The organism is Microbacterium testaceum (assembly GCF_001476655.1).
In the GTDB taxonomy this organism is placed as follows: domain Bacteria; phylum Actinomycetota; class Actinomycetes; order Actinomycetales; family Microbacteriaceae; genus Microbacterium; species Microbacterium testaceum_C.
The window spans coordinates 1-26965 of the sequence record NZ_LDRT01000060.1 but is presented as its reverse complement, the minus strand read 5'-3'; the positions used below and the strand labels follow the sequence as shown (position 1 = coordinate 26965).

Sequence of the window (26965 nt, the reverse complement as noted above, 5' to 3'; positions counted from 1 at the left end):
CCACCCGGGAACGACGCGGTGTCCCCCGCCCGAAGAGCGGGGGACACCGTCGGCTCGTCAGGCCTGCGCGGTCTTCGCCGCCTCCTGGGCGACCTCCCGCGTCAGTTCGGCATCGGGCCCGAGCGACCGCTCGAGCTCGTGGGCGAGCGAGTCGAGTTCTGCCCCGCCGGCCATGAGACTGGTCAACTCGGCCAGAGTGATGTCGGCTTTGACGTAGTCGCCGATGCTCGTCCCCCGATTGAGGAGCAGGAATCGGTCGCCCACGGGATACGCGTGGTGCGGGTTGTGCGTGATGAACACCACACCGAGTCCGCGGTCACGCGCCTTCGCGATGTACTTCAGCACGACGCCCGACTGCTTCACCCCGAGAGCCGCGGTGGGCTCGTCGAGGATCAAGACGCGCGCGCCGAAGTAGACCGCGCGGGCGATCGCGACGCACTGGCGCTCACCGCCCGAGAGCGTGCCGATGGGCTGATCGACGTCGCGCAGGTCGATGCCCATGTTCGCCAGCTCCGTGTAGGTGATCTCCTTCATGCGCTTCACGTCGAGCCGGCGGAGCGGGCCCCACCCGCGCGTGAGCTCGGATCCCAGGAAGAAGTTCCGCCACACGGGCATCAGCGGCACGACAGCCAGGTCCTGGAAGACGGTGGCGATCCCCGCGCTCAGCGCATCCCGCGGCGACGAGAACGTCACCGGTTCGCCGTCGAGCAGCAGCTGGCCTTCCGAGGGGCTGTGCGCCCCGGCGAGCATCTTGATGAACGTCGACTTCCCGGCGCCGTTGTCGCCGAGCACGCAGGTGACCTGTCCGGCGGTGACGGTCGTCGACACCCCGGACAGCGCGTTGACCGGCCCGTAGCTCTTGCCGACGTTTCGGACCTCGACGACGGGCCGTGCGGTTGACGTGGTCATTTCGTCCCTCCCGCGCGCAGCCGCACGAAGTGGTTGAGCAGGACAGCCAGCAGCAGCATCGCGCCGAGGAAGGTGCGCAGCCAGTTGGTGTCCCACTGCGCGAACGTGATGCCCTGGAAGACCATGCCGTAGATGAGCGCGCCCAGGGCCGCACCGATCGCGGATCCGAAGCCGCCCGTGAGGAGGCACCCGCCGACGACCGCGCAGATGATGTAGATGAACTCCTGTCCGACACCCGTATTGGCCTGCACGGTGGAGGTGCGGAAGAGCGAGATCATGCCGACGAGCCACGCGGCCCCCGCCGTGGTCATGAACAGGCCGACCTTCGTCTTCAGGATCGGAACACCGACCTGTCGTGAAGAGTTCAGCTGCCCCCCGACGGCGAAGATCCAGTTGCCGGCGCGGGTGCGCAGCAGCACCCACGTGGCGATGGCCGTCACGATGACCCACCAGAGCACCGACACGTAGAAGGTGCCGTCGCCGATGCGCACGGACGATCCGAAGAGGGGTTGGATGCTGTCGTAGAAGGGGACTTTGGTCAGGCCTTGGATCGCGACCTGGCCGGTGATGAGCTTCGTGACGGCCAGGTCGACACCCGCGAGCACGAAGAACGTCCCGAGGGTCACGATGAAGCTGGGGAGACCCGTTTTCATCACGATGAGCCCGTTGAGGGCGCCGATCGCGAGGGCGGCGACGAGGGCGACGAACACGGCGACCCAGATGTTCAGGCCGTAGTGGGTCGTCAGGATGCCGACGATCAGCGCCGTGAAACCGGTCAGGACACCGGCGGAGAGGTCGAACTCGCCGCCGATCATGAGCAGCGCGACGGCGACGGCCATGATGCCGAAGGTGGACCCTGATTCGAGCCACACTCCCGCCCCGGCCAGCGTCAGGAAGTTCGGGGTGTAGGCCGAGAAGAAGAGCATGACCGCCAGGGCGGCGACCAGCGCTCCGATCTCGGGGCGAGCGAGCAGACGCCGCACGGGCTGACGCTCGAGGCGTGGGCGTGTGGCGACGGTCACGATGTCAGTCGTCGTCATCGATAGTCCTTTCGGTGGTCCCCGGCCGGGCGCGGACGCCCGGCCGGGAAGGAGCGGGTCAGCGGGTGCCGTTGGCCGCGAACTTCGCGACGTCGGCCGCGTTGTCCTTGGTCACGAAGGCGGGACCGGAGTAGACGGGCTGGCCGCCGCCGATCTCGTTGCCGTTGGTGCTCTTGAGGTACAGCGCCGTCACGCCGAGGAAACCCTGGACGTACGGCTGCTGGTCGACGGCGAACAGGATCTTGCCCGCCTCGATGTTGCTGACGACGTCCTCCGACAGATCGAAGGTGCCGATCTTGGCCGAGCTGCCCGATTCCTCCACGGCGCCGACCGCGTCGATGGCATACTGCCCGCCGAGGGTCAGCACGGTGTCGATCGAGGGGTCCGCCTGGAGCTTCGCCTTGATGGTCGCCTTGACTTCGGCGTCGTTCGTGCCGTCGACCTGGAGGTTCTCCATCTGGCCCGAGAACGCCTGGGTCGCGGCCGCGCAACGCTCTTCGAGGCCGACGTTCCCGGCCTCCTGGATGACGCAGAGCCCCTTCTTCAGCCCCTCTTTGCTGAGACGCTCTCCCACCGCCTTGCCCGCGACGCTCTCGGTCTGACCGATGTGCGTGAAGGCGCCGAACTCCGCGTAGCGGTCGATTCCCGAGTTGATCGTGACGACCGGGATGCCGGCGGCCACCGCCGCTTCGACGCTCGTCTTGAGCCCGTCGGGGTTGGCCATCGACACCACGATGCCGTTGACCCCCTGGGCGACGGCGTTGTCGATGAGCTGCGACTGCTTCGCCGGGTCCGGGTCGGCGTTGTACGTGACGTTCACGCCGTAGTCGGAGCCCGCGGCTTCGGCGCCGGACTTGACGCGGTCCCAGAACGAGTCACCGGGGCCCGAGTGGGTGATGACCGCGTAGGTCAGGTCCTTCTTGGGCGTGGTGGCGTTTCCGTCACCGCCGCCGTTCGTCGACGTGTCCTGTCCCGTACCCGAACAAGCGGTCAGGGCCAACGCGACGGTGGCTGCCAGGGCAAGGGTGCCGAGCAAGCGCTTCTTCATTGAATTCCCTTTCGATGAGGACATCGACATCGGGTACTGCTCAGGGGCGACGTCTCTGTCGGCTCAGATCCTGACAGCGGCCATTCCAATTGTCAATACATACTGTCAAGATGAGAGCACCACGACCCCAACGAAGGGATTTCGGATGCAGAACCGCACGCACGTCGGAGTGGGATTGATCTCGGCGGGATGGATGGGACGCCTGCACTCGCGCGCCTACCGCGCCGTTCCCCAGCATTTCCCGGAGATCGGCGCCGAGCCGAAGCTGGTGATCGCCGCCGACCCGGACGAGCGCGGGCGTCAGCACGCGCGAGACGTGCTCGGGTACCGCTCGACGGTCTCCGACTACCGCGAGGTCCTCGACGATCCGGCGGTCGACGTGGTGTCGATCTGCTCGCCGAACTTCCTCCATCACGAGATGGCCCTCGCCGCGGTCGCGGCGGGCAAACCGTTCTGGATCGAGAAGCCGATGGGTCGAAGCCTCCCCGAGTCGCGCGAGATCGCCGAGGCGGCCGAAGCCGCGGGGCTCGTCACATCGGTCGGCTTCAACTACCGCCATGCGCCGGCGATCGCACGGGCCCGCGAGCTCGTCCGCTCGGACGCGCTCGGCACGATCACCACCGTGCGGGTGTCGTTCCTCGCCGACTACTCCGCGGATCCCCTCGGCATCCTGACCTGGCGCTTCCTCCGGGACAAGGCCGGATCGGGCGTGATGGGCGACCTGCTCTCGCATGGCGTCGACCTCGCGCAGTTCGTCGTCGGACGGATCGCCGCCGTCTCGGCGACGAAGGAGACCTTCATCCGCCGCCGTCCGCTCGCCTCGTCGGGTGCGGTGAGCCACTTCGCTTCGGGAAGCGCGGATGCCGAGACCGGCGAGGTCGAGAACGAGGACTACGCCGCGGTGATCGGACGCTTCGACTCGGGCGCGGTGGGCGTGTTCGACGCGAGCCGCGTCGCCATCGGCACGCGCGCCGAGTACCGCCTCGAGGTGTACGGCACGCGCGGATCGATCCGGTGGAACTTCGAGCGGCTGAACGAGCTCGAGCACGCCGACTCGGCGCACGGCTACCGGCGCATCATGGCCGAACCCGGCTTCGGGGCGTTCGATCGCTTCCAGCCGGGTGCGGGGACGTCGATGGGCTTCGACGACTTCAAGACGATCGAGGCGGCGCTCTTCCTCCGGTCGGTGCTCACCGGCCGTCAGCTCGCTCCCTCGGCGGGCGACGGCTGGGCGGCGGCGGCCATCGTCGACGCGGCGGAGGAGAGTGTCGCAGACGGCCGGTGGCACGACGTGTCCGAGGTGACCGCGACGACGACCTACGACGCGTGACACGAACGGAGCTCGCGATGAGGCGGACGAGCGCCTGAGCGGTCGCCGGCCTACGCGCACCGGCGGCATGTCCGCCCCGGGACGAGCCCGTCGCGGATGCCCGGGACCCGGCGGCCGTGGCCGTCGGGTCCCGCCCGCCCCTCAGCTGAGGTCGACCGCGACGACGACGCGCTCCTCGGCGGAGCGCTGCGCGGCGTCGGCGAGCAGCAGCGCTGCGCGCCCATCGTCGAAGGAGGGACTCGTCGACGCGCCTCCGCGGACCAGCGAGATGAACTCGCGCAGCTCGGCGCGGTACGAGGGCGTGTAGCGCGTGACCATCGCGGATTCGAAGGGACGGTGCGTGTCGACGCCCGAGGTGTTCGACACGCGCACGAGACTCGTCCCCTGGTTGCCGACGTCGAGGGTGCCCGTGCTCCCGAAGACCTCGATGCGCTGGTCGTAGCCGACCGTGCTGTGCCGGGAGTTGATGATCGTGGCGACCGCACCGCTGGCGGCCCGCAGGACCGTCACGGCCGTGTCGTAGTCACCGTGCTCCCGGGCACCGGGGTCGAAGGTCGTGCTGCCCGTCGCCTGTACCTCGACGATGTCGCCGAGGAAGAAGCGCGCCATGTCGAAGTCGTGGATCGTCATGTCGCGGAAGATGCCCCCCGAGACCGCGATGTACGACGCCGGGGGCGCAGCGGGGTCGCGGCTGATGATGGTCAGCTGTTCGAGCGCGCCGATCTCCCCCGCCGCCAGTCTCGCCCGCGCCTCGGCGAACGCCGGGTCGAAGCGACGATTGAAGCCCAAGGCGACGGGGACGCCCGCCGACGCCACCGTGGAACGCAGTGCTTCGACGCGCGCGATGTCGAGGTCGATCGGCTTCTCGCACAGCACGGGCAGCCCCGCCTCGACGGAGCGCGCGATGAGGTCGACGTGCGTGGGGGTGGGCGAGGCGACGAGGATCGCATCGACCCGGCCGGGCACGAAGAGGTCATCGGCGGTGTCGGTGGCCTCGCCACCGAACTGCGCGGCGACCTGCCGGGCACCGTCGACGAAGGGGTCCGCGACCCACGCGAGGGTCGCGTCAGGGTCGGCGGCGATGCTCGCAGCGTGGACCTGGCCGATGCGGCCGGTACCGATGAGTCCGAAACGGAGAGGCGAAGAGGGCACGGAAGAGGTCCTGTCTGTGAAGAGGGGAATCGGGTTCAGCCGGTCATGCCCAGGGGCGCAGGGCTTCGCGGTTGAGCGTCTGATCGCGGGTGCGGTCGGCGCGGAAGGCGTCGATCGACACGTCGGGGGCGTTGAGCACGTCCTGCTCCACGACGATCCACCCGTCGAATCCGCGGCGATCGACGGCATCCATCACCGCCGCCAGATCGATGTCGCCCGCACCGAACGCGACGAACGCGCCCGACGACCACACGTCGGCCATTCCGCCGCCCGCGGCGAGCACGCGACGGAGCTCGGCGAGGTCGACATCCTTGAGGTGCAGGTGGTTGATGCGCGTGCCCCAGCGGTCCACGGCGGCGACGGGGTCTCCCCCGGCGATGAAGAGGTGGCCGGTGTCGAGCGTCAGACCCACGTCGGTGCCGGCGAGGAACGCATCGATCTCGGCGGGCGATTCGACGAACGTGCCGGCGTGGTGGTGGAACGTCGGCTGGAATCCGGCGTCGCGCACGATCTTCGCGGCCCGTCCGACGTTCTCGTGAAGCCGGTGCGCGCGATCGGCGTCGACGGGGTCGACCTCCGTGCCGCGCCCCGGGTTGCCCGCCCGCGCGGGCGAGCCCGCGTCGGCGAGCGTGGGCAACGGCAGGCGGTCGGGCCCGAGCTCGGCGGCATCGGCGAACAACCGAAGAGCCTCGCGCAGGTCGGGAAGGGATGCCGCGAACGCCTCGTCGTCGGAGAAGGGCAGCTGCACCCATCCCCCGGCCAGCTGCAGGTCGAACCGACTCAGTCGCGCGCGCAGGTCGGCGCCCCGGCCGAGGAACCCCACCGGACCGAGATCGATGCCGCGGTAACCCGCCGCCTGCAGCGCCGCGCCCATCTCATCGGCACTGACCGTGTCGGCGCCTTCCGGGGTCAGCTCGAACACTCCGAAGCTCACCGGAGCCCCCGCGACGGTCGCCTTCATGCGTGGTCTCCGATCCGGTCGCCCAGCAGCGGTCGCTGCGCCGTGACCTGCGTGTCGTAGGTGTCGCGCGCCGCGCGTGTGCTGTCGATGCTCGAGACGGCCGCGACCGGCACGTCCCACCACCCGTCGTTGTCGGGGGCGTAGATGTGCGGATCACTGTTGATGTGGATGAAGGTCGAGCGCTCCGACGCCTTCGCCGTGGCGATCGCCTCGGAGAGGGCGGTGATCGCACCGGCACCGGGGTCGACCTCGATCACGTCCACGCCGTAACTGCGGGCATTCAGGGCGAGGTCGACGGGCAGCACCGCCTCGCCCTGGAAGTTGCGCTCGGCGTCGTCGTACACGCGGTACTTCGTGCCGAAGCGCTCGGAGCCGACCGTCTCGGAGAGGTGGCCGATCGACGCGTAGCCGTGGTTCTGGATGAGGACGACGATGATCTTCAGCCCCTCGGCGACAGCGGTGAGCAGCTCGGTGTGGAGCATGAGGTAGGAGCCGTCGCCGACCATGACGATGACGTCGCGGTCGTCGCCGGCCGCGAGCAGCCCGCGCTTGACCCCCAGGCCCCCGGCGATCTCGTACCCCATGCACGAGAACGCGTACTCGACGTGGTATCCCAGCGCGTCGCGCACGCGCCAGAGCTTGTGGAGGTCGCCCGGGAGCGAGCCCGCGGCCTGCACGATCACGTCCCGGGGCGCACTGGCGGCCTGGACCGCGCCGATGATCTCGGGCTGACCCGGAAGCGACCGCCCCGACGGGGTGAACGCCTCGTCGACGACGGCATCCCACTCGCTCTTCTCGCGGGCGATGGTCGCCGCGTACGCCTCGTCGACGCGGTGACCGGTGAGCGCCTCGGCTAGGGCGTCGAGGGCCTCGCGGGCGTCGGCGATCACCGGCAGCTGCGAGCCGTGCTTGTAGGCGTCGAACGCGGCGACGTTGACGTTGACGAACGAGACGTCGGGGTTCTGGAACGCGGTGCGCGAGGCGGTGGTGAAGTCGCTGTAGCGCGTGCCGATGCCGATGACGAGGTCGGCCTCGGCCGCGCGGCGGTTGGCGGCCAGGCTTCCCGTGGCACCGACGCCGCCGAGGTACTGCGGGTGGTCCCACGGCAGCGAGCCGCCGCCCGCCTGCGTGGTGCCGACCGGGATGCCGGTGGCCTCGACGAACGCGCGCAGGGCGTCTTCGGCGGCGGAGTAGATCACGCCGCCGCCCGCGATGATGAGCGGCTTCTTCGCCCGGCGGATCGCGGCGACGGCCCGCTCGAGCGGACCTCGTTCGGGCACCGGCCGCCGCACGTGCCACTCGCGGTCCTGCAGGAACTCCACGGGCACGTCGAGCGCTTCGGCCTGCACGTCCTCGGGGAGGGCGATCGTGACGGCTCCGGTCTCGGCGGGGTCGGTGAGCACCCGCATCGCGGCGAGCGCGATCGAGTAGAGCTGTTCGGGCCGCTGCACGCGGTCGAAGAAGCGCGACAGCGGACGGAAGGCGTCGTTGACGGTGAGACCGATGTCCCACGGCTGCTCGAGCTGCTGCAGCACCGGGTCGGCCACGCGCGTGGCGAAGGTGTCACTGGGCAGGAGCAGCGCCGGCAGGCGGTTGGCGGTGGCCAGGGCGGCACCGGTGAGCATGTTCGCCGCCCCCGGACCCACGGATGCCGTGGAGGCGAAGGTGCCGCGGCGGCGGTGCACGCGGGCGTACCCGACGGCTTGGTGCACCATGGCCTGTTCGTTCCGCGCCTGGTAGTACGGCATCAGGTCGGGCTCTTCGACGTTGAGCTGCTTCAGCGCCTGGCCGACGCCCGCGACGTTGCCGTGACCGAAGATGCCGAAGACCCCGGGGATCGTCCGTTCGCGGATGTCGCCGTCGACGGTCCACTGGTGCGCGAGGAACTCCACGAGCGCCTGGCTGACCGTCATCCTTCTCGTCGTCACCATCACGAGACCTCCCTGTCGTCGGTGAAGGGAAGGCGGTCGTCGAACGACTGCCCCTCCCAGGTGTCGCGGACCCACGCGTGCGCGGGATCGTCGCTGATGAGCCACTGCCGTTCCGGGTCCGGACCGGCCATGACGTTGAGGTAGTAGAGGTCGTAGCCGGGCGCGGCGACGGCGGGACCGTGGTACCCGTAGGGAACGAGCGCGATGTCACCCGATCGCACCATCGCGTTGATGTCGATCTCCCCCGCGGGCGAGGAGTACGTGCTGAACATGCCGAAGGCGCTGTCGGACGGCGCCCGCGAGCCGCTCACCGGGGCGGCCTCGAAGTAGTAGATCTCCTCGAGACGGGACTCGTGACCCGGCGCGTGCTCGTCGTGCTTGTGCGGTGGGTAGGACGACCAGTTCTCGGCCGGGGTGAGGACCTCGCACACGATCAGCCGCGCCGCGTCGAGGGCGGCAGGGGTCCCGAAGTTGTGGACCTGCCGACTCGACCTCCCCGCCCCGCGGAGCTCGACGGGAACGTCGGCCGCCGCGATGTGAGCGGTGGGCTTCACCACGTCCGTCGGCGAGGTCGCCACGGCCACCCGCCCGCTGCCCGTGATCTCGGCCGTGGCGGCGACCGAGACGTACAACACGTCGGTCGGCCCGCTGAAGACCGACGCCCGTCCGGCGAGAGGGGTGACCGTCGTCTCGCCGTCCTGCGTGTGCGTGACGGAGAACGAGCCCGCGAGCGGCACGACGATACTCTCGACCCCGCTCGGCAGCGGCAGCACCCGCCCCGCCGTGAGCTCGGCGATGTGGATACCGGTGTGCGCCCAGCCGGGGGTTTCCGCGTCGACGACGCTCTCCCACCCGGACCGGGCGAGATCGCCGCGGCGGTGGAACCAACGCTGGTTCATCTGGTCCTGTCTCTCTCACCGGGGACGGATGCCGAGCCCTCAGTCGTTCTGGGGGAAGCCGAGGTTGATACCGCCGTGGGTGGCGGGATCGAGCCATCGGCTCGTGATGGCCTTCTCTCGCGTGAAGAAGTCGAAGCCGTGCACGCCGTAGGCCTTGGCATCGCCGAACAGGCTCTTCTTCCAGCCGCCGAACGAGTGGTAGGCCACCGGGACCGGGATCGGCACGTTGATGCCGATCATCCCGACCTGCACCTCGTTCTGGAAGCGCCGAGCGGCACCGCCGTCGTTGGTGAAGATCGCGGTGCCGTTGCCGAACTCGCCGCTGTTGATGAGAGCGAGACCCTCGTCGTAGGTCTTCACGCGCACGACCGAGAGGACGGGGCCGAAGATCTCCTCCGTGTAGGCGCGGGAGGTGGTGGGCACGGCGTCCAGCAGGGTGGGACCGAAGAAGAAGCCGTCCTCGTGACCGTCGACGGCGTAGCCGCGGCCGTCGACGACGATGCGCGCGCCATCGGCTTCGGCGATGTCGACGTAGGACGAGACCTTGTCGCGGTGCTGCGCCGAGATCAGCGGTCCCATGTCGGGTTCCGCGGCATCCGCCCCGTTGCCGATACGCAGCTTCGCGATGCGCTCGGAGACCTTGGCGATCAGCTCGTCGGCGACGGGCTCGACCGCGAGCACGACCGAGATGGCCATGCACCGCTCGCCCGCGGCGCCGAATCCGGCGTTGACCGCGGAGTCGGCGACGAGGTCGAGGTCGGCGTCGGGGAGGACGAGCATGTGGTTCTTCGCGCCACCGAGGGCCTGCACCCGCTTGCCGTTGCGGGACGCCGTCTCGTAGATGTACTGCGCGATCGGGGTGGAGCCGACGAAACTGATCGACTGCACCACCGGCGCGTTGAGCAGACCGTCGACAGCGACCTTGTCGCCCTGGAGGACGGTGAACGCTCCGTCGGGCAGCCCCGCCTCTTTCCACAGCTGGGCCAGCCAGAGGGCGGCGGAGGGATCCTTCTCGCTCGGCTTGAGCACGACGGCGTTACCGGCGGCCAGCGCGATGGGGAAGAACCACATCGGCACCATCGCCGGGAAATTGAAGGGGCTGATGATGCCCACCACGCCGAGAGGCTGCTTCACCGAGTAGACGTCGACACCGGTGGAGGCGTTCTCCGAGTACGCACCCTTGATCAGGTGCGGGAATCCGGTCGCCAGTTCCACGACCTCCTGTCCTCGGAGAATCTCGCCCATGGCATCCGAGACGACCTTGCCGTGCTCGGCGGTGATGATTCGCGCGAGCTCGCCCTTGCGCGCGTTCAGCAGCTCGCGGAAGGCGAACAGCACGCTCTGGCGCTTCGCGATCGAGTACCCGCTCCACACCTGGAACCCGCGCTCCGCCGAGGCGAGGGCCGCCGCGATGTCCGCCTCGTCGGCGAGCGCGACCTGGGCGCGCACCTGCCCCGTCGCCGGGTTGAACACCGGAGCCGTCCGGCCCGAGGCGGAGGCGTACTCGGCCCCGTCGATCCAGTGGGTGATTGTCGTGCTCATGACTTCCTTCGGGGTGGTCAGAGGTCGCGATGGACCAGGGAGGCGGCGATGTCGACGGCAGCGGCCACGTCGTCGTCAGCGGGGTAGAGAAGAGTGCGGCCGACGGTGAGACCGCGCACGCCGGGGAGGGCGAGGGCGTCTTCCCACGACGCGAAGGTCTCGTCGGGGTCGGCGCCCGAGTCCCCGCCGAGCAGCAGGGTCGGCATGGTCGTGGCGGCCATCACCCGTTCCATGTCGTCGACCACCGGCAGTTTCATCCATGTGTAGGCGCTGGCGGACCCGAGACCGGAGGCGATCGCGATCGAGAGGATGACGGCATCCGTCGAGAGGTCGTTGACCACGCGCCCATCGATCTGGCGGCTCAGGAACGGCTCCAGCATGAGGGGGAGGCCGATCTCGGCGGCCTGCGAGACCGCCTGCGCCATCGCGACGAGGGTCGACACGGTGCCCGGGTCGTCGAGGTCGATGCGGACGAGCGTCTTGGCGAAGTCGATGCCGAGGCGTGCCATGGTCGGCACGTCATAGGCGGTCATGCGATCGTCCATCTCGAACGACGCGCCGCGGAGGCCGCCGCGGTTCATGGATCCCACGATGATCTTGTCGTCGAGTCGCCCGAGCATCGCGAGGTCGTCGATGATGTCGGGCGTCGCGAGGACGCCGTCGACGCCGGGGCGGCTGAGCGCGATCGCCAGGCGATCGAGAAGCTCGTAGCGATCGGCCATGGCCGTGGGGTTGTCGCCCACGGACAGGGCGCCGCGGGCCGGATGATCGGCCGCGACGATGAAGAGCCGGCCGTCCGCGCCGAGGAGCTCGCGCCGCGAGCGGTCGCGCAGAGCCGCGCCGATCGACGCGGGCGCCGTGGCCCGGATGTCGCGGAGTCGAGCGAACTCGTCCGGCGTGATCGCGCCGTTCACCGGCTCGCTCCCGCCGCGAGGACCCGCTCGACCTCGTCCGACGTCGGCATGGCGGTGGAGCACTCCAGGCGTGAGGCGACGATCGCCCCGGCGATGTTGGCGAAGCGCAGGATCCGCTCGAGCCCCCACCCGTGCAGGAGTCCGTGGCACAGCGAGCCGCCGAAGGCGTCGCCCGCTCCGAGACCGTTGACCACGTCGACGGGGTACGGCGGCACCACGACCGCCTCCTCGCGCGTCTTGGCGAGCACGCCCGCGGGTCCGAGCTTGACGATCGCCACCTCGACACCGCGGTCGAGGAGCGCGTCGGCCGCACGCTGCGGATCGGTCTCGCCGACCGCGACCTCGCACTCCTCGCGGTTGCCCACCGCGACCGTGGCGTGCTCGAGCGCACGGTCGACCTGCGCGCGCGCTTGTTCACGGCTCGCCCAGAACATGGGTCGGTAGTCGAGGTCGAAGATCGTGTGGCCGCCGCGGCGCGCGGCGAGAGCGGCGTGATGGGTCGCCCGGCTCGGTTCGACGCTCAGTCCCGTCGTGGTGAACCACAGGATGCGGGCCGCGCGAACGGCCTCGAGGTCGAGGTCGTCTTCGACGATGTTGAGGTCGGGAGCCTTCGGATCGCGATAGAAGTACAGCGGGAAGTCGTCGGGCGGGAAGACCTCGCAGAAGGTCACCGGGGTCTTCAAGGTCTCGTCGACGCGGACGTCGCGGTTGTCGACCCCGAGCCGCGTGAGCTCGGCCAGGAGGTAGCGCCCGAAGGGGTCGTCGCCTACGCGCGACACCAGACGGACGTCTCGCCCGAGCCGGGCGGCGGCGACGGCGACGTTCGCCGCGCTCCCCCCGAGGAACTTGCCGAACGTCTCGACGGCCTCGAGGCCCACGCCCGTTTGGAGAGGGTAGATGTCGACGCCGAGCCGGCCCAGGGCCAGGACATCGGGGGCGGAAGCGTTGCTGGTCATACCTCGCTGTACAACTCTCTCTTCAGTCGTGCGTAATTGTCCTGACAATAGCACAAGGGGGGTGGGGTGTGAAGGTGCGCCACTACCATGATGTGAAGATGTCGCGACAAAGACGATCGGGGGTGGCCGCGTGGCCGACGACGTGGTGCTCATCGCCGAAATGCTGACCGACCTCGATCGCACGGGGCCGATCCCCCTGTACTTCCAGGTCGCCCGCGAGCTCGAGGCCGCGATCCGCTCGGGTCGCATCGCCCCCGGCGCGCGCCTGCAGAACGAGATCGCGATCGCCGAAGGCCTCGGCCTCTCGCGTCCCACGATCCGCCGCGCGATGGAGACACTCGTCGACAAGGGACTGCTCGTGCGGCGCCGCGGCATCGGCACCCAGGTGGTGCAGGGCCAGGTCACCCGGCAGGTCGAGCTCACGAGCCTCTACGAGGACCTCAAGAGCTCGCACCACCAGCCCGGCACACGCGTCCTGGAGCACGACGTCCGTCCCGCCGACACGAGCGTCGCCGAAGCCCTCAGCATCACCGAGGGCTCCGATGTCGTGTACCTCCGCCGCCAACGCTCGACCGACGGCGTCGCCGTGGCCGTCCTGACGAACTACCTGCCGCTCGATCTCGCCGACATCACGACGGCCCAACTGCAGGAGCGCGGTCTGTACGAGATCCTGCGCGGGCGCGGCGTCATCATCCGCGTCGCGAACCAGAGGATCGGCGCCCGGCGGGCCCACGGCGACGAGAGCACCCTGCTCGACATCGACCGCGGGGGCCCCGTGCTCACGATGGAACGCGTCGCGTACGACGCGGCCGGCCGGCCGGTCGAGTTCGGCCATCACTGCTACCGCCCCGACATGTACAGCTTCGAGACCACGCTGGTCGCGCGCTGAGCCCCGCACGACCGTCAGCGCGTCAGACGGAGCGTCACGACCTGGAAGGGCCGCAGCTCCAGCTCGATCGCGTCACCCTCGTGCGCGAGGCGCCGCGAGCGGGCCATGTCGTCGCGGAGCGGGCGCTCGAGCAGGTCGACCTCGTCGACGGATGCCACGGCGAACCCGGGCACGAGGGTCGTCGACGCACGCCGCCCGAGGGCCTCGTACACGCGCACGATCACGTCGCCGGAACGGTCGTCCGCGAGCTTGACCGCCTCGATGCGCACGCCCTCGTCGGTGGAGCGCAGGACGCTCCACGGCTCCACGGTCGCGGCCTCCGCTCCGGGACGACGCAGCGGCAGGTTCTGCTCGTAGCCCGAGGCGACGACCGCGGCGATGTCGGCGCCGGGGTGCACCGCGTACGCGAACGTGTGGTGACCGGCATCCTGAACCGGGTCCGGTGAGTTCGCGGCGCGCACGAGGCTCAGACGCACCTCGGTCTCGACCTCGCCCGAGGCGCCGACCGTTCGGGTGATGTCGTGGCCGTACGTGGCGTCGTTGGTCACACCGATGCCGTACCCGGGCTCTTCGACGTGAACCCACCGGTGGGCCATGACCTCGAACTTGGCGTCTTCCCACGACGTGTTGGTGTGGGTCGCACGGCGGACGTGGCCGTACTGGATCTCGGCGCTGTGGTGGTGGGCGTGCACGACGAAGGGCAGCGAGGCCTTCAGCAGCTTCTCGCGCTCGTTCCAGTCGAGGTCGACACCGAAGTGCACGCGCACGTCGTCGGCGTTCACCGCGATCGTCTGCGTCAGGCGAGAGGTGCCGAAGGTGCGCGTGACGCTCACCCGCGCGCGCAGATCGCCGTCGACCGACAGCTCGATCGCGTCGGCGGCGTCGAGGTCGTCGAAGGTGTGACGGTAGTGCGCGTCGATGTCCCACGCGTCCCAGGCGTTCGGCAGGTCCTGGTGCAGGCGCAGCAGATTGGCCGCGCGACCCTCCGGCACGAGCTCGCGATCGACCCCGAGGTCGACGATCGACGTGACGAGGCCGCGGGCGTCGACCGTCACGCGCACGAGCCCGTTCTCGAGCACGAGGTCGTCGCCGACCCGCTCGGCGCGCACGGGGTGCACGGGAGCGACGGGAGTGAGCGAAGCCACGCCGAGCGCCGGCGTCTCGACCAGCGCGAGCGGGGTGCCCTCGGCATCCAGTGCCAGGGACCGGCGCGCGTGATCGGCGGAGTTCACGACTGCACCCGACAGGCCCGCGGCCGCGAGCGCATCGCCGATCGAGCGGTCGAGCTCGGCGAGCGCCGCGGCGTAGTCCTCCTCGTTCTGCTCGTGCACCCACTGGATCGACGAGCCGGGGAGGATGTCGTGGAACTGCTGCAGCAGCACGCCCTGCCAGAGGCGGTCGAGCGCGTCGTAGGGGTACTCCGCTCCCTTCAGGGCGGCGGCGGTCCACCACAGCTCGGCCTCGCGGAGGCGGTGCTCGGCCTCGCGGTTGCCGCGCTTCTCGCGGGCGTGCGACGTGAAGGTGCCGCGGTGAAGCTCCAGGTAGAGCTCGCCGACCCACACGGGGGCGTCGGGGTATTCCGCTCGGGCTGCGGCGAAGAAGTCGTCGGGATGCTCGATCTCGACGCGGGGCGAGCCCTCGAGCGACTCGACCCGCCGCTGGCGCTCCATCATCTCGCGGATGGGGCCGCCGCCGCCGTCGCCGTAACCGAAGGGCACGAGCGAGGTGGTGGCCACGCCCTTGTCGCGGAACTGGCGCACGGCGTGGTGCAGCTCTTCGCCCTCGAGGGTGGAGTTATAGGTGTCGATCGGCGGGAAGTGCGTGAAGATGCGCGAGCCGTCGATGCCCTCCCACCAGAAGGTGTGGTGGGGGAACTTGTTGGTCTGGCTCCACGAGATCTTCTGGGTGAGGAACCAATCGAGGCCCGCGAGCTTCGCGATCTGCGGAAACGCGGCGGTGTAGCCGAACGAGTCGGGCAGCCAGATGCCGTGCGTCTCGACGTCGAGCTCGTCGCGGAAGAAGCGCATGCCCTGGGTGATCTGGCGTACCATCGCCTCACCGCCGGGGAGGTTGCCGTCGGGCTCGACCCACTGCGAGCCGACGACGATCCACTGGCCCTTGGCGATCGCGGCCTTGATGCCCTCCCACACGTGCGGGTAGCGCTCCTTGACCCACGCGTACTGCTGGGCCGACGAGGCGGCGAAACGGAAGTCGGGATACTGCTCGGCGAGAGCGAGCACGTTCGAGAACGTGCGGGCGGTCTTGCGCTTGGTCTCGCGGATCGGCCAGAGCCACGCGGTGTCGATGTGCGCGTGCCCGATGCCCGAGAGCCGGTGAGCCGAGGCGGATGCCGGGCGCGACAGCACGTCGACGAGTTCGGCGCGCGCGGCGGCGGCGGTGCCGACGATGTCGTCGAGGCGCAGCACGTTCAGCGCCCGCTCGAGCGCGCGGAGCACCTCGTGCCGGCGCGGCTCGGTCTCGGGCAGCTCCTTGAGCAGCTGGTAGAGCACCTCGACGTCGAACTGCAGCGCCCACACCTCGGGCTCGAACACGGCGAGCTCGGCGGTGCGGAACGTGTAGATCGGCGCCTCGGGTGCGGTCTTCTTCGAGCCGTAGGCCGTGGGGACGAAGTCGTTCTTGAGGATGTCGGGGTTGGCGGCGGCCTCGACGAAGAAGTGCACGGACTCCCCACCGGCCGCCTCGTCGGCCAGGCGCACGTAGTGGTTGCGGGGGTGGATGCCCTTCACCTGCACGCCGTCGGGCGTGTGGACGAGCGCCTCGGCCTGGTTGCCCGGCCAGTCGCCCTGGAAGCCGGGGTCGAGCAGCAGCTCGACGGTGCGTCCCGCCCAGTCCGCCGGGATCTCGCCGGTGACCTCGAACCACCAGGTCGACCACGCGCGCCCCCAGCTGTCGCCGACGGCGAACGGCGTGTACGCGGCGGAGAGGGCCTCGGATGCCGGGACCGGCTCGTCCGGGACCATCCAGGCCGCGAGCGTCACGGGAACGCGGGCCGAGTAGACGGCGGGGACGATGCGCTCGGTGAGGACGCGGTGGATGCGCTCTTCGACGAGCGTGAGGTTCTGGTGCACGATGTCTCCGGTTTCGGGCGACGCGGTTCGGACCGCATGGGGGGTGGTGCGGGGGTGCGGCACGGTTCGAGTCGGTGCCGCACCCCCGGGTTCAGCGCAGGTACGAGAGGTCGGCGAAGCTGGAGCTGGCGTCTTCCAGCAGCGCCCGGGCGACGCGTACCGAGTCGATCAGGGGGTGGTGCGCCAGGGCGCGCAGCGCCGCGGCGCGCGAACCGCCGAGGGCCGCCTCGATGGTCTGGCGCTCGACGTACTTCACGGTCGTGATCAGACCCTGGCCGAACGCCGGGACCGTGGCGCTCTCGAGGGGACGCGGTCCGTCCGCGCCGACGATGCACGGCACCTCGACCACGGCTTCGGCGTCGAGGCCGGCCAGCACGCCGCCGCCGGGGACGTTGAGGATGAGCCGGGCCGACTGGTCGTAGGCGATCGCGCGCATGAGGGCGATCGCGACGTTCTCGTATCCCCCCGACACGAGGTCTTCCTCGTCGCGGTCGCCCATTCCCGCGGAGTCGCGGTTGGTCGCCATGTAGGTGACCTCACGCTCGTGGCGGCAGGCCTCCCAGGCCGCGTGCGGCCGCGGAGCGGTCGCGGCTTCCTCCCAGAAGCCGGCCTGCTGGTCGAGCAGGTAGCGCCCGCGCGTGGTCGCGGCGTACTGGTCGGCCTGCAACACGTCACGGCGGTAGGAGTAGTAGTGCAGGTACTCGTTGGGCAGGGCTCCGAGGGTGCGAATCCAGTCCGCGCCGAACAGCGCGCCCTCCTCGAACGACTCGATGCGCTCGGGCGAGGACAGCAGCTCCGGCAGCAGGTCGACGCCGTCGCGACGGAGCGCCGTGAGCCATCCGAGATGGTTCAGCCCGGCGTACTCGATCTCGATGTCGGCCGAGTCCCGGATGCCGAGGGCTCCGAGCGCGCGCCGGGCGAGGCCGATCGGCGAGTCGCAGATCCCGATGACGCGCTTACCCAGCACGCGGCCCATCGCCTCGGTGACGACACCCGCGGGGTTCGTGAAGTTGATGACCCAGGCGTCGGGCGCGACGCGCTGGATGAGCTCGGCGAGCTGCATGGCGACGGGGAGCGTTCGCAACGCGTAGGAGATGCCCCCGAAGCCGACGGTCTCCTGACCGATGACTCCGTGCGAGAGGCCGATGCGCTCATCGGTGGCGCGACCGGCCATGCCGCCGACGCGGATGGCCGAGAACACGAAGTCGGCTCCGCGGAGCCCTTCTTCGGCATCCGTGTGCACGCTTACGCGCGGTGCATCGGCGAAGTCGCGCGCCTGGTCCTCGAGGATCCGCGCCATCGTGCGCAGCCGCGCGCCGTCGGTGTCGATGAGAGCGACCTCGTCGACGCGACCGGGATCGCGGTCGAGGAGGAGGGCCCGGTAGACGAGGGGGGTGCGGAATCCTCCGCCACCGATCATCGCAAGCTTCATGCAGTCACAATCTCGACATTCCGTCGGCCCAAGGACTCGACGATCGGGCCCTCGAGCGGCGCATCGGTGATGAGCCGCCGCAGGGCGAGGGGGAGGGCGATGCGTCCGGCACCGCTGCCGGGGAACTTGCTGTGGTCCGCGAGCACGGTCGCCGCGTCGCACGCGGCGAGCATGGCCTGCTTGATCGGCACCTGCGCGAGGGTCGTGTCGCGCAGGTCTCCCTCGGGCGACATACCGCTGACGCCGAGGAAGGCATGGTCGGCGCGGATGAGGCGCAGCGACTCGGTGGTCAGATGACCGGCGACGCTGCGATAGACCGGGTCGTAGTCACCGGGGAGCAGCACGAGGTGCGTCTCCCGCTCGTCGCGCAGCACGTCGTAGATCGCGAGGTTGTTCGTGATGACGGTGACCGACCGCCCCCGCAGCAGGCGCGCGAGCTGCAGCGTGGTCGTGCCCACATCGAGGATCACGGCCTGGCCCTCACGGATCGTCTCGGCCGCGGCGTGGGCGATGCGCTCCTTGCCGTCGCGGTTGACGGGTTCGACCGTGGCGAAGGGCGCGTCTCCCTCTCCCATCACGGCGCCGCCGTGCGTGCGGCGCAGGAGTCCCGCGTCGTCGAGGCGCTGCAGGTCGCGACGGATCGTGGCGATGCTCGAACCGGTGGCCTCGGCGAGCTCCGCCACCGTCGCCGCGCGAGCGGAGCGCAGGTGCTGGAGGATCTCGCGGTCTCTGACGTCTTTCATGATGCGATCACCTTATCGCTCAAAATCGCTCAGTAACAAAATATTTACACGCAAATATTTGCGCGTTCCTGAGCGACGAATGCTATAAACGGTGAAACGCCCCGATCGTCACCGCAGAGAGGAGGGGCCGATGACAGTCGCATCCGGTCCCACGCCCCGCCTCCTGACGGCCGGGCAGCTCTTCCTCGATCTGGTCTTCGCCGACCTCGACGGCGCCCCGCGCCTCGGCGAGGAGCACTGGACCCCCGCGTTCGGTTGGGGCCCGGGCGGTATCGCCAACTACGCGATCGCGGCCGCACGCCTCGGCGTGCCCACCGCCTTGGTCGCCGACGCGGGATCCGACCCGCTGTCCCGCCTCGTCCGCGAACGGCTGGTCGATGAGGGCATCGTCGACGCGATCCGCGAAGTCTCCGACTGGGGCCTGCCCGTCACCGCCGCGATGAACTACGACGGCGATCGCGCCCTCGTGACCGGAGGTCGGCCCGCCGCTCCCCTGGCATCCCTCCTGCGGGACGCCCCCTTCACCCCCGTCGCGGCGCTGCACCTCGACGACTCGGTCTCGCCGTGGATCCGCGAACGCGCCCGGCGAGGCACGAAAGTCTTCGCCGACGTCGGCTGGGACGCCGACGAACAATGGGATGCCGCGGCTCTCGAGGTGCTCGAGGGGTGCCACGCCTTCCTTCCCAACGAGGCCGAGGCCCGCGCCTACACCCGCACCGACGACGCCCGCCGCGCCGCGCGCTCCCTCGCCGAGCGAGTGCCCCTCGCCGTCGTCACCCGCGGCGGACACGGCGCCCTCGCCGTCGACTCCGCGGCGGGTGACGAGGTCGAGATCGACGCCGTCGCCATCGACTTCGTGGATGCCACGGGCGCCGGCGACGTGTTCGGAGGCGCTCTCGCCGCCGCCGAGCTCACGGACTGGTCGCTGCGCGAGCGGGTCGAGTTCGCCACCCTCGTCGCGGCCATCACCGTGTCGCGCCCCGGCGGCGCCGCCGCTGCTCCCCGTCTCGACGAGCTGCTCCCCTGGCTCGACGCCCACCCGGCGGCCGCCGACCCGACCCGGTTCGCCTTCCTCCGCGACGCGCTGCACGACAGCGCTTCTTCCTTTTCCCTCTTCCTCACCTCGCACCCGACTCAAGGAGTGAACCACCCATGATGACCCTCACCCCGCGTTACCGACGCGCGATCGGCACCGTCGCCGTCGCGGTCGCCGCTGCTGCGTCCCTCTCGGCCTGCTCGGGCGGTTCCGGCGGCTCGTCCGACGGCCCCGTGACCCTGTGGACCTGGTCCGGCGGCCTCGGCCAGAGCGTGCTGGACTCGGCCAAGAGCCAGTTCCCCGACGACAAGATCGAGGTCACCACGATCGGCGACGACGTCAAGCAGAAGCTCGTCACCGTCTTCACCGGTCGCAGCGGCATCCCCACCATCACCGGGATCAAGGGCGAGGACATGCCCTACTTCCTGCAGCAGGCCGACCTCTTCACCGACCTCAAGACCCTCGGCATCGACGACAAGCTCTCCGACTTCCCCGACTGGAAGCTCGCCGAGGCCACCACCCCCGACGGAAAGCTGATCGGCCTCCCCACCGACATCGGTCCGACCGCCCTCTACTACCGCACAGACGTGCTGGCCGCCGCGGGACTGCCCACGGATCCGGCCGCCGTCGCCGCCGCCACCAAGACGTGGGACGACTACTTCGCCTTCGGCGAGAAGCTCAAGGCCGCCACCGGCGCCTACCTCGAGGTGTCGCTCGAAGATGTCTTCACCAAGGTCATGGGCCAGGGGGAGACGAAGATGGTGTCGCAGGACGGCCAATTCCTCGGTGACAGTGCACAGGTCAAGAAGGCGTGGGACACCGCGATCGAGGCGAACCAGCGCGGTCTCGTCGCCGGTATTCAGGACGGCAGCCCCGACTGGGCCGCCGCCGTCAACAACGGCACGCTCCCGACCCTCCTCGGTGCCGCCTGGTACCAGGGCGACCTGAAGAGCAACGCCCCCGACACCTCGGGCAAGTGGAACGTCACCGCGATGCCCGGCGGTCCCGCCAACATCGGCGGATCGTTCCTGACGATCCCCGCCGCGACCGGCAACAAGGACGAGGCGATCAAGATCGTCGACTACCTCCTGGATGCCGAGAACCAGGCGACCACGTACACCGAGGTCGGCAACTTCCCCTCGTCGACCGCCGCGCTCAGCGAGCCCGCCCTGCAGGAGCCCGACGCGTTCTTCGGCGGACAGGTGACCACGGACGTGTTCAAGACGGCGTCCGAGAACATGCCGATCAGCTACACCAGCCCGATCGACAACGAGCTCCAGGCGCCCTTCATCACCGAGCTCGCCAACGTGCAGTCGCAGGGCAAGGACCCGCAGCAGGCCTGGAACGACGCCCTCGCCGCCGCCCAGCAGGTGTGGGAGCGCTCTAAGTGACATCCGCCACGCGCGTCATGACCGCCTCGGGGGTGCGCCCCAGCGCGCGCCCCCGGGGCCGGGGCCTGATCCGGCACTGGCCGATGTACGTCGCGGTCGCGCCGTTCTTCCTGCTGTTCCTCGGCTTCGGCCTCTTCCCCACGCTGTACTCTCTCGTCCTGTCGTTCCAGGACTGGAACGGGCTGGGCGCGGCGCAGTGGGCGGGAATCGACAACTACACGCGTCTCTTCTCGGACGCCACGTTCTGGCTGTCGGTGCGCAACACCTTCGTGATCTTCGCGCTGTCGACGTTCCCGATGCTCGCGATCGCGATCGCCGTCGCCGCGATGCTGAACAACGCCGTCCGCTTCAGCACGGCCTTCCGCATCGCCTACTTCGTGCCGAACATCACCTCGGTCGTGGCGATGGCCGTGCTCTTCGGGTCGATCTTCGGTGAGAACTTCGGCCTCGCCAACTCCTTCCTGCACGCCCTGGGCCTGCCCGGAGTGCAGTGGTTGTCGACGCCGTTCGGCATCCAGCTCACGATCTCGATCCTCATCACCTACCAGTGGACCGGGTACAACGCGATCATCTTCCTCGCCGGTATGCAGTCGATCGGCGGCGAGGTCTACGAGGCCGCGAAGCTCGACGGCGCCGGTCCCATCCGCAGCTTCTTCTCGATCACGCTTCCCCTGCTGCGTCCGACCATCATCTTCGTGCTCGTCGTCTCGACCGTGACCGGCATGCAGAGCTTCACCGAGGCGCAAGTGCTCACGGCGAGCTCGAGTACGACCAACCCCAACAGCGGCGGCGCCGGCCAGGGCGGCCTGACGATGGTCCTCTACTTCTACCAGCAGGCATTCAGCTACAACCGCTTCGGCTACGGCGCCGCGATCGCGTGGGGCGTGTTCCTCATCGTCGTGATCTTCACCATCATCAGCTGGCGCTTCACCGCCGGGAAGAAGGAAGAGAAGGCCCGCGCATGACCCTCACGACGCCCCCGCCCGCCACGATCACCGAGCACATCACCACGGCGGGCGTGCCGCTGCGGCGCCGTCGCAAGGCGACGCCCGGGCGCGCGCTGCTCTACGGGGCGCTCACCCTCGGCGCGGTCATCTCGCTGTTCCCGCTGTACTGGCTGGTCGTCATGGCCAGCAACTCCACGAGCGACATCTACACGACACCTCCCACGTTCATTCCGGGTCCGCGTCTGTTCGACAACATCGGCGCGGTGTTCTCCCGCATCGACTTCGCCGGTTCGCTGATGAACACGATCATCGTCGCCTGCAGCGTGACGTTCCTCGTGCTGGTGTTCGACTCGCTCGCCGCGTTCGCCTTCGCGAAGTTCGAGTTCCCGCTGCGTCGGACGCTCTTCACGATCACCCTGGTCACCTTCATGCTTCCGATGCAGCTGTCGGTCATCCCGCAGTTCATCACCATGGTCAACCTCGGCTGGGTCGGTCACCTGCAGGCGCTCATCGTGCCGGCCGCGGCCAACGCCTTCGGCATCTTCTGGTTGCGGCAGTACATGGTCTCGTCGATTCCGGACGAGCTGATGGATGCCTCCGTACTCGACGGCGCGGGCTTCTTCCGCCAGTGGTTCACGGTGTGCCTGCCGCTCATCCGTCCCGGTCTCGGCTTCCTCGGCATCTTCACCTTCATCGCCGCGTGGAACGACTACCTCTGGCCGCTGGTCGTCATGACCAACCCCAACCAGGTGACCCTCCAAGTCGCGATGGCCCAGCTGAACACCGCCTTCGGGCAGGACTACGGCATGGTCATGGCGGGTGCGCTGCTGGCCGTGCTGCCGCTGCTCATCGTGTTCCTCATCGGCGCGCGCCAGTTCATCGGCGACATCGCCAAGGGTGCCATCAAGTGAGTGAGACCACCCTCGACGCGCCGCTCAAACCCGCCTCGCCGACCACGCGCGTGGTGGTGTGCGCGACCGACGAGATCGGCGAGGTCGCCGCCGATCTCGTCGCGACGGTCCCGCGCGACGGTGTGCTGGGGGTGGCGACCGGCTCCTCCCCGCTCGCGCTCTACGCCGCCCTCATCCGCCGCCGCGAGAGCTCCCTGCGCCTGAGGTCCCTGAGCCCAAGGTCCCTGAGCCCGTCGACGGGACGGGACACCGACCAGAACCCCGCCCCCGACGGCCTGCGCCTGTTCGCCCTCGACGAGTACGTCGGCCTCCCCGCCGACGACCCCCGCTCGTACGCGGCCTACGTGCGGTCCGTGATCGCCGAGCCCCTCGGCATCCCGAACGATCGTGTCCGGGTGCCGAGCGGCTCCTCCGCCGCCGACGCCGAGGCGTACGAGCGCGCGATCATCGAAGCCGGCGGGGTCGACCTGCAGATCGTCGGCATCGGCCGCAACGGACACATCGGGTTCAACGAGCCGGGTTCGGATGCCGAGACCCGCACGCGCGTGGTCGAACTCGACGAGAGCACCCGCCGCGCCAACGCCGAGCATTTCGACGGCGACCTCGCGCAGGTTCCCACGCACGCGATGACCCAGGGCGTGGCGACCATCCTCGCGGCCCGGCGGATCGTGCTCGTCGCCTCCGGCGCCGCGAAGGCCGCCGCCCTCCGCTCCGCTCTCCTCGGGCCGGTCACGGCCGACAATCCCGCCTCCTTCCTGCAGCGGCATCCCGACGTCACCGTCGTCGCCGACCTCGACGCCCTCCGAGAGGACCGATGACGCACCTCGGCGACTCCGCACCCGGATCCGACACCCGTCTCGCCCCGCGCGCCTGGCTCCGTTCCGACGCGCCCGTGCAGAGCCTCGACGGCGAGTGGGCGTTCCGCCTGCACGACGCCGATCCGGGCGACGATGTCGACGGGCCGCCCCCGTTCGCGGCGATCGATGCCGACGTGTCGGGGTGGGACCGGATCCCCGTCCCCTCGCACTGGGGACTGCACGGCCACGGGCACCCCACGTACACGAACATCCGGTACCCGTTCCCGCTGGACCCGCCGCACGTGCCCGACGCCAACCCGACGGGCGACCACCGGCGCGTGTTCGAGTGGCATCCCTCGTTCTGTGCCGGAGGACGCACGCTCCTGCGCTTCGAGGGAGTGGAGTCGCTCGCGACCGTGTGGGTGAACGGCGCCGAGATCGGCTGGTTCACCGGCAGCCGGCTGATGACCGAGTTCGACATCACCGATCACCTCGTCGACGGCGAGAACGTGCTCGCCGTGCGCGTGCACCAGTGGTCGGCCGCCAGCTACCTCGAGGACCAGGACCAGTGGTGGCTCCCGGGCATCTTCCGCAGCGTCTCCCTGCAGGGGCGCCCCGCGAACGGCCTCGACGACGTCTTCGCCCGCGGCGACCGCGACCCCGCGACCGGAGCGGGCACTCTCGACGTGCGCCCCCGCGGCGGCTGGCCGGTGACCGTACGGGTACCCGAGCTGGGCATCGACGAGACCTGGACCGCGCCGTCCGAGATCGTCCCGCTGACGATCGACGCGGTCGACGCCTGGACGGCCGAGACGCCCCGCCTCTACGACGTGGACGTGTCGACGGATGCCGAGACCGTGCGCCTGCGCGTCGGCTTCCGCCGCGTCGAGGTCGTCGGCGACCGCCTGCTCGCCGACGGGCGCCCGCTGATCTTCCGTGGCGTCAACCGGCACGAGACCGACCCCGATCGCGGACGCGTCTTCGACGAGGAGTACGTGCGGGGCGAGCTGGAGCTCATGCGCCGGCACAACATCACGGCGATCCGCACCGCGCACCAGCCGCCGCACCCGCGAGTGCTCGAGCTGGCCGACGAGCTCGGCTTCTGGGTCGTGCTGGAGTGCGACCTCGAGACGCACGGCTTCTGGGACGTGGAGTGGACGGGAAACCCCGCCGACGACCCCGCCTGGCGGGCCGCATGCCTCGACCGCGCCCGTCGCACGATCGAGCGCGACAAGAACCACGCGAGCGTCGTGATGTGGTCGCTCGGCAACGAGTCGGGGACCGGGCGCAATCTCGCCGAGATGGCCGGATGGATCCGCGAGCGCGACGACTCCCGACCGATCCACTACGAGGGCGACTACGGCGGGGCGTACACCGATGTGTACTCGCGCATGTATCCGACGCTCGAGGAGATCGCCTCGGTCTGCGGCGAGCAGACCATGCCCGTGCACGAGATCGGCCCGGCCGAAGGAGCGCGCCAGCGCGCGAAGCCCTTCGTGCTGTGCGAGTTCGCGCACGCGATGGGCAACGGGCCCGGCTCTCTCGCCGACTACGAGTCGCTCGTCGAGGCGTACCCGCGGCTGCACGGCGGTTTCGTGTGGGAGTGGCGGGATCACGGCATCCGCGCCCGTACCGACGACGGCACCGAGTTCTTCGCGTACGGCGGCGACTTCGGCGAGCCCGTGCACGACGGCGTCTACCTGATGGACGGGCTCGTGCTGTCGGACGGCACCCCCTCGCCCGGCCTCGGCGAGCTCGCCGCGGTCTGGGCGCCCGTGACGCTCGAGCACCTCGGGGAGCGCTCGTGGCGGGTGCGCAACCGACAGCACACGCTCGGCACCGCGCACCTGGAACTGCAGTGGCGCGCCGAGGACGACGGCATCCCCGTGTCGTCGGGCACGCTCGACCTGCCGGCTCTGGCCCCGGGTGACGAGGGGGTCATCGAGCTGCCCGAGATCCCGGATGCCACGACCGAACGCTGGGTGACCCTCGAAGCCGCGCTGCGCGAGGGATCCGCGTGGGCCCCCGCCGGTCACGTCGTCTCGCGCGCCCAGGCACAGCTGCACGCCGCCGCCCCTCGGCCGGCGCGAGCGGCCACGGGCGGCTGGCGCGGTGACGCCCTGGGCGACGCCGTGTTCGACCGGCGCGGCGGGCTCGTGCGTTGGCGTGACCTGGAGGTCTCGGGTCCGCTCCCCGAACTCTGGCGCGCGCCCACCGAGAACGACCAGCTCGACGGGCAGGGATCCTACGAGACGGCAGATCCCGCCCTCACCCACGGGCGCGGCGACGAGGACACACCGGCGTCGTCGGTGCGCTGGCTCGAGCGCGGCCTCGACCGTCTGCAGCACCGGGTGCTGTCGGTCGAGCGCAGCGACGACGGCCTCGTGCAGCGTGTGCGGTCGATGGCCGCCCACAGCGCGCAGGGCATCGAGACCACGTTCTCGTGGCGGCTCGACGGCGACGGGCTGCGGCTGCACACCGACATCCGCCCCTTCGGCCCCTGGGACTGCACGTGGCCCCGCGTCGGCGCACGCTTCGGGCTCCCCGCCGCCCTCGCCGGAGAGCGCGCGCACTGGTTCGGCACGGGACCGGCGGAGTCGTATCCCGACAGCGCCGAGGCCGCGTACGTCGGTCGTTTCGCGGCGGATGTCGATGCGCTCGGCGTCGCCTACGGCCGCCCGCAGGAGACCGGGCATCGCCCGGGCCTGCGTTCGCTCGACCTCGGCCCGCTGCACCTGCGCGCGGTGGCGTCCGGCTCGACCGGCCTGCCCGGCTTCCAGCTCGACCGCCACACCGCCCAGGAACGCACCGGCGTCGCCCACGCGCACGAGCTCCCGCCCTCGCGCGGCCTCTGGCTGTACCTCGACGCGGCCCAGCACGGCCTCGGCTCCCGCGCCTGCGGCCCCGACGTGCTGCCGCGCTACGCCCTCTGGCCCCGCGCGGTGTCGTGGACGGTGGTGTTCGACTAGCCACCCCGGCCCGCGCGTCCCCGCCGACTGCGTGTGACGGCTCACCTCCGCCGTGAGCCGAGGCCGGCCTCACATCTCA

At 70.1% G+C, this 26965-nt stretch carries 21 protein-coding genes; 8 read left to right on the top strand and 13 right to left on the bottom strand.

Features of this window, described 5'->3' with window-relative positions; genetic code table 11:
• Nucleotides 1-57 precede the first annotated feature (57 nt).
• From NS220_RS09890 to NS220_RS09880, 3 genes are read right to left on the bottom strand one after another with little or no spacing between them, the layout of a single operon-like run.
• Nucleotides 58-909: an ATP-binding cassette domain-containing protein gene (locus NS220_RS09890; protein ID WP_058623904.1), complete on the bottom strand. Its 852-nt coding sequence runs from the start codon at nt 907-909 to the stop codon at nt 58-60.
• Complete coding sequence (locus tag NS220_RS09885) at nt 906-1949, bottom strand: ABC transporter permease (RefSeq protein ID WP_058623903.1); 1044 nt, start codon at nt 1947-1949, stop codon at nt 906-908. The genes NS220_RS09890 and NS220_RS09885 overlap by 4 nt, the downstream gene beginning before the upstream one ends.
• Before the next feature lie 58 nt (nt 1950-2007).
• Nucleotides 2008-2997, bottom strand: a complete 990-nt coding sequence (locus tag NS220_RS09880; RefSeq protein WP_058623902.1) for a sugar ABC transporter substrate-binding protein — start codon at nt 2995-2997, stop codon at nt 2008-2010.
• A 145-nt stretch (nt 2998-3142) separates the two neighbouring features.
• Between NS220_RS09880 and NS220_RS09875 the strand changes: the two genes are divergently transcribed.
• Nucleotides 3143-4327 carry a Gfo/Idh/MocA family protein gene (locus NS220_RS09875; RefSeq protein ID WP_058623901.1) on the top strand — a complete coding sequence of 395 codons (1185 nt, stop codon included), beginning with the start codon at nt 3143-3145 and terminating at the stop codon, nt 4325-4327.
• 141 nt (nt 4328-4468) lie between these two features.
• Here the strand turns inward: NS220_RS09875 and iolG are convergent, their stop codons facing one another.
• The 7 genes from iolG to iolC are packed head-to-tail and all read right to left on the bottom strand — an operon-like array spanning nt 4469 to nt 12682.
• Nucleotides 4469-5479 (bottom strand): inositol 2-dehydrogenase, encoded by a 1011-nt coding sequence (gene iolG / locus NS220_RS09870; RefSeq protein ID WP_058623900.1) that lies wholly within the window; start codon nt 5477-5479, stop codon nt 4469-4471.
• A 43-nt stretch (nt 5480-5522) separates the two neighbouring features.
• Nucleotides 5523-6440, bottom strand: coding sequence for a sugar phosphate isomerase/epimerase family protein (locus NS220_RS09865; protein WP_058623899.1), 918 nt, complete (start codon nt 6438-6440; stop codon nt 5523-5525).
• A complete protein-coding gene (gene iolD / locus NS220_RS09860) occupies nt 6437-8353 on the bottom strand; it encodes a 3D-(3,5/4)-trihydroxycyclohexane-1,2-dione acylhydrolase (decyclizing) (protein WP_242864591.1) in 1917 nt (638 codons plus the stop codon). The genes NS220_RS09865 and iolD overlap by 4 nt, the downstream gene beginning before the upstream one ends.
• Nucleotides 8354-8370: 17 nt before the next feature.
• A complete protein-coding gene (gene iolB / locus NS220_RS09855; RefSeq protein WP_058623897.1) occupies nt 8371-9270 on the bottom strand; it encodes a 5-deoxy-glucuronate isomerase in 900 nt (299 codons plus the stop codon).
• Nucleotides 9271-9309: 39 nt separating this feature from the next.
• Nucleotides 9310-10812 (bottom strand): CoA-acylating methylmalonate-semialdehyde dehydrogenase, encoded by a 1503-nt coding sequence (locus NS220_RS09850; protein ID WP_058623896.1) that lies wholly within the window; start codon nt 10810-10812, stop codon nt 9310-9312.
• 17 nt (nt 10813-10829) lie between these two features.
• Complete coding sequence (locus NS220_RS09845; protein ID WP_206543014.1) at nt 10830-11726, bottom strand: class I fructose-bisphosphate aldolase; 897 nt, start codon at nt 11724-11726, stop codon at nt 10830-10832.
• On the bottom strand, nt 11723-12682 hold the full coding sequence (iolC, locus tag NS220_RS09840) for a 5-dehydro-2-deoxygluconokinase (protein ID WP_058623895.1): 960 nt from the start codon (nt 12680-12682) through the stop codon (nt 11723-11725). Before iolC ends, NS220_RS09845 begins: the two co-directional genes overlap by 4 nt.
• Before the next feature lie 160 nt (nt 12683-12842).
• Here iolC and NS220_RS09835 point away from each other — a divergent pair, with 160 nt between their 5' ends.
• Nucleotides 12843-13571, top strand: a complete 729-nt coding sequence (locus NS220_RS09835; protein WP_058623921.1) for a GntR family transcriptional regulator — start codon at nt 12843-12845, stop codon at nt 13569-13571.
• A 14-nt stretch (nt 13572-13585) separates the two neighbouring features.
• Here the strand turns inward: NS220_RS09835 and NS220_RS09830 are convergent, their stop codons facing one another.
• From NS220_RS09830 to NS220_RS09820, 3 genes are all read right to left on the bottom strand, one after another.
• Entirely contained in the window at nt 13586-16660 is a 3075-nt protein-coding gene (locus NS220_RS09830) for an alpha-mannosidase (RefSeq protein WP_058623894.1), read from the bottom strand.
• A gap of 91 nt (nt 16661-16751) precedes the next feature.
• Nucleotides 16752-18092 carry a 6-phospho-beta-glucosidase gene (locus NS220_RS09825; RefSeq protein WP_058623893.1) on the bottom strand — a complete coding sequence of 447 codons (1341 nt, stop codon included), beginning with the start codon at nt 18090-18092 and terminating at the stop codon, nt 16752-16754.
• Complete coding sequence (locus tag NS220_RS09820) at nt 18089-18835, bottom strand: DeoR/GlpR family DNA-binding transcription regulator (RefSeq protein ID WP_081323100.1); 747 nt, start codon at nt 18833-18835, stop codon at nt 18089-18091. The genes NS220_RS09825 and NS220_RS09820 overlap by 4 nt, the downstream gene beginning before the upstream one ends.
• Nucleotides 18836-18965: 130 nt before the next feature.
• Here NS220_RS09820 and NS220_RS09815 point away from each other — a divergent pair, with 130 nt between their 5' ends.
• From NS220_RS09815 to NS220_RS09790, 6 genes are read left to right on the top strand one after another with little or no spacing between them, the layout of a single operon-like run.
• Nucleotides 18966-19991 (top strand): carbohydrate kinase family protein, encoded by a 1026-nt coding sequence (locus NS220_RS09815; RefSeq protein ID WP_081323099.1) that lies wholly within the window; start codon nt 18966-18968, stop codon nt 19989-19991.
• Entirely contained in the window at nt 19988-21262 is a 1275-nt protein-coding gene (locus NS220_RS09810) for an ABC transporter substrate-binding protein (RefSeq protein ID WP_242864590.1), read from the top strand. Before NS220_RS09815 ends, NS220_RS09810 begins: the two co-directional genes overlap by 4 nt.
• Entirely contained in the window at nt 21259-22227 is a 969-nt protein-coding gene (locus tag NS220_RS09805) for a carbohydrate ABC transporter permease (RefSeq protein WP_242864589.1), read from the top strand. The genes NS220_RS09810 and NS220_RS09805 overlap by 4 nt, the downstream gene beginning before the upstream one ends.
• Nucleotides 22224-23120 (top strand): carbohydrate ABC transporter permease, encoded by an 897-nt coding sequence (locus NS220_RS09800; protein ID WP_081323098.1) that lies wholly within the window; start codon nt 22224-22226, stop codon nt 23118-23120. Before NS220_RS09805 ends, NS220_RS09800 begins: the two co-directional genes overlap by 4 nt.
• Nucleotides 23117-23938, top strand: a complete 822-nt coding sequence (locus tag NS220_RS09795) for a glucosamine-6-phosphate deaminase (RefSeq protein WP_242864588.1) — start codon at nt 23117-23119, stop codon at nt 23936-23938. Before NS220_RS09800 ends, NS220_RS09795 begins: the two co-directional genes overlap by 4 nt.
• Nucleotides 23935-26886 (top strand): glycoside hydrolase family 2 TIM barrel-domain containing protein, encoded by a 2952-nt coding sequence (locus NS220_RS09790; protein WP_058623891.1) that lies wholly within the window; start codon nt 23935-23937, stop codon nt 26884-26886. The genes NS220_RS09795 and NS220_RS09790 overlap by 4 nt, the downstream gene beginning before the upstream one ends.
• Nucleotides 26887-26965 lie beyond the last annotated feature (79 nt).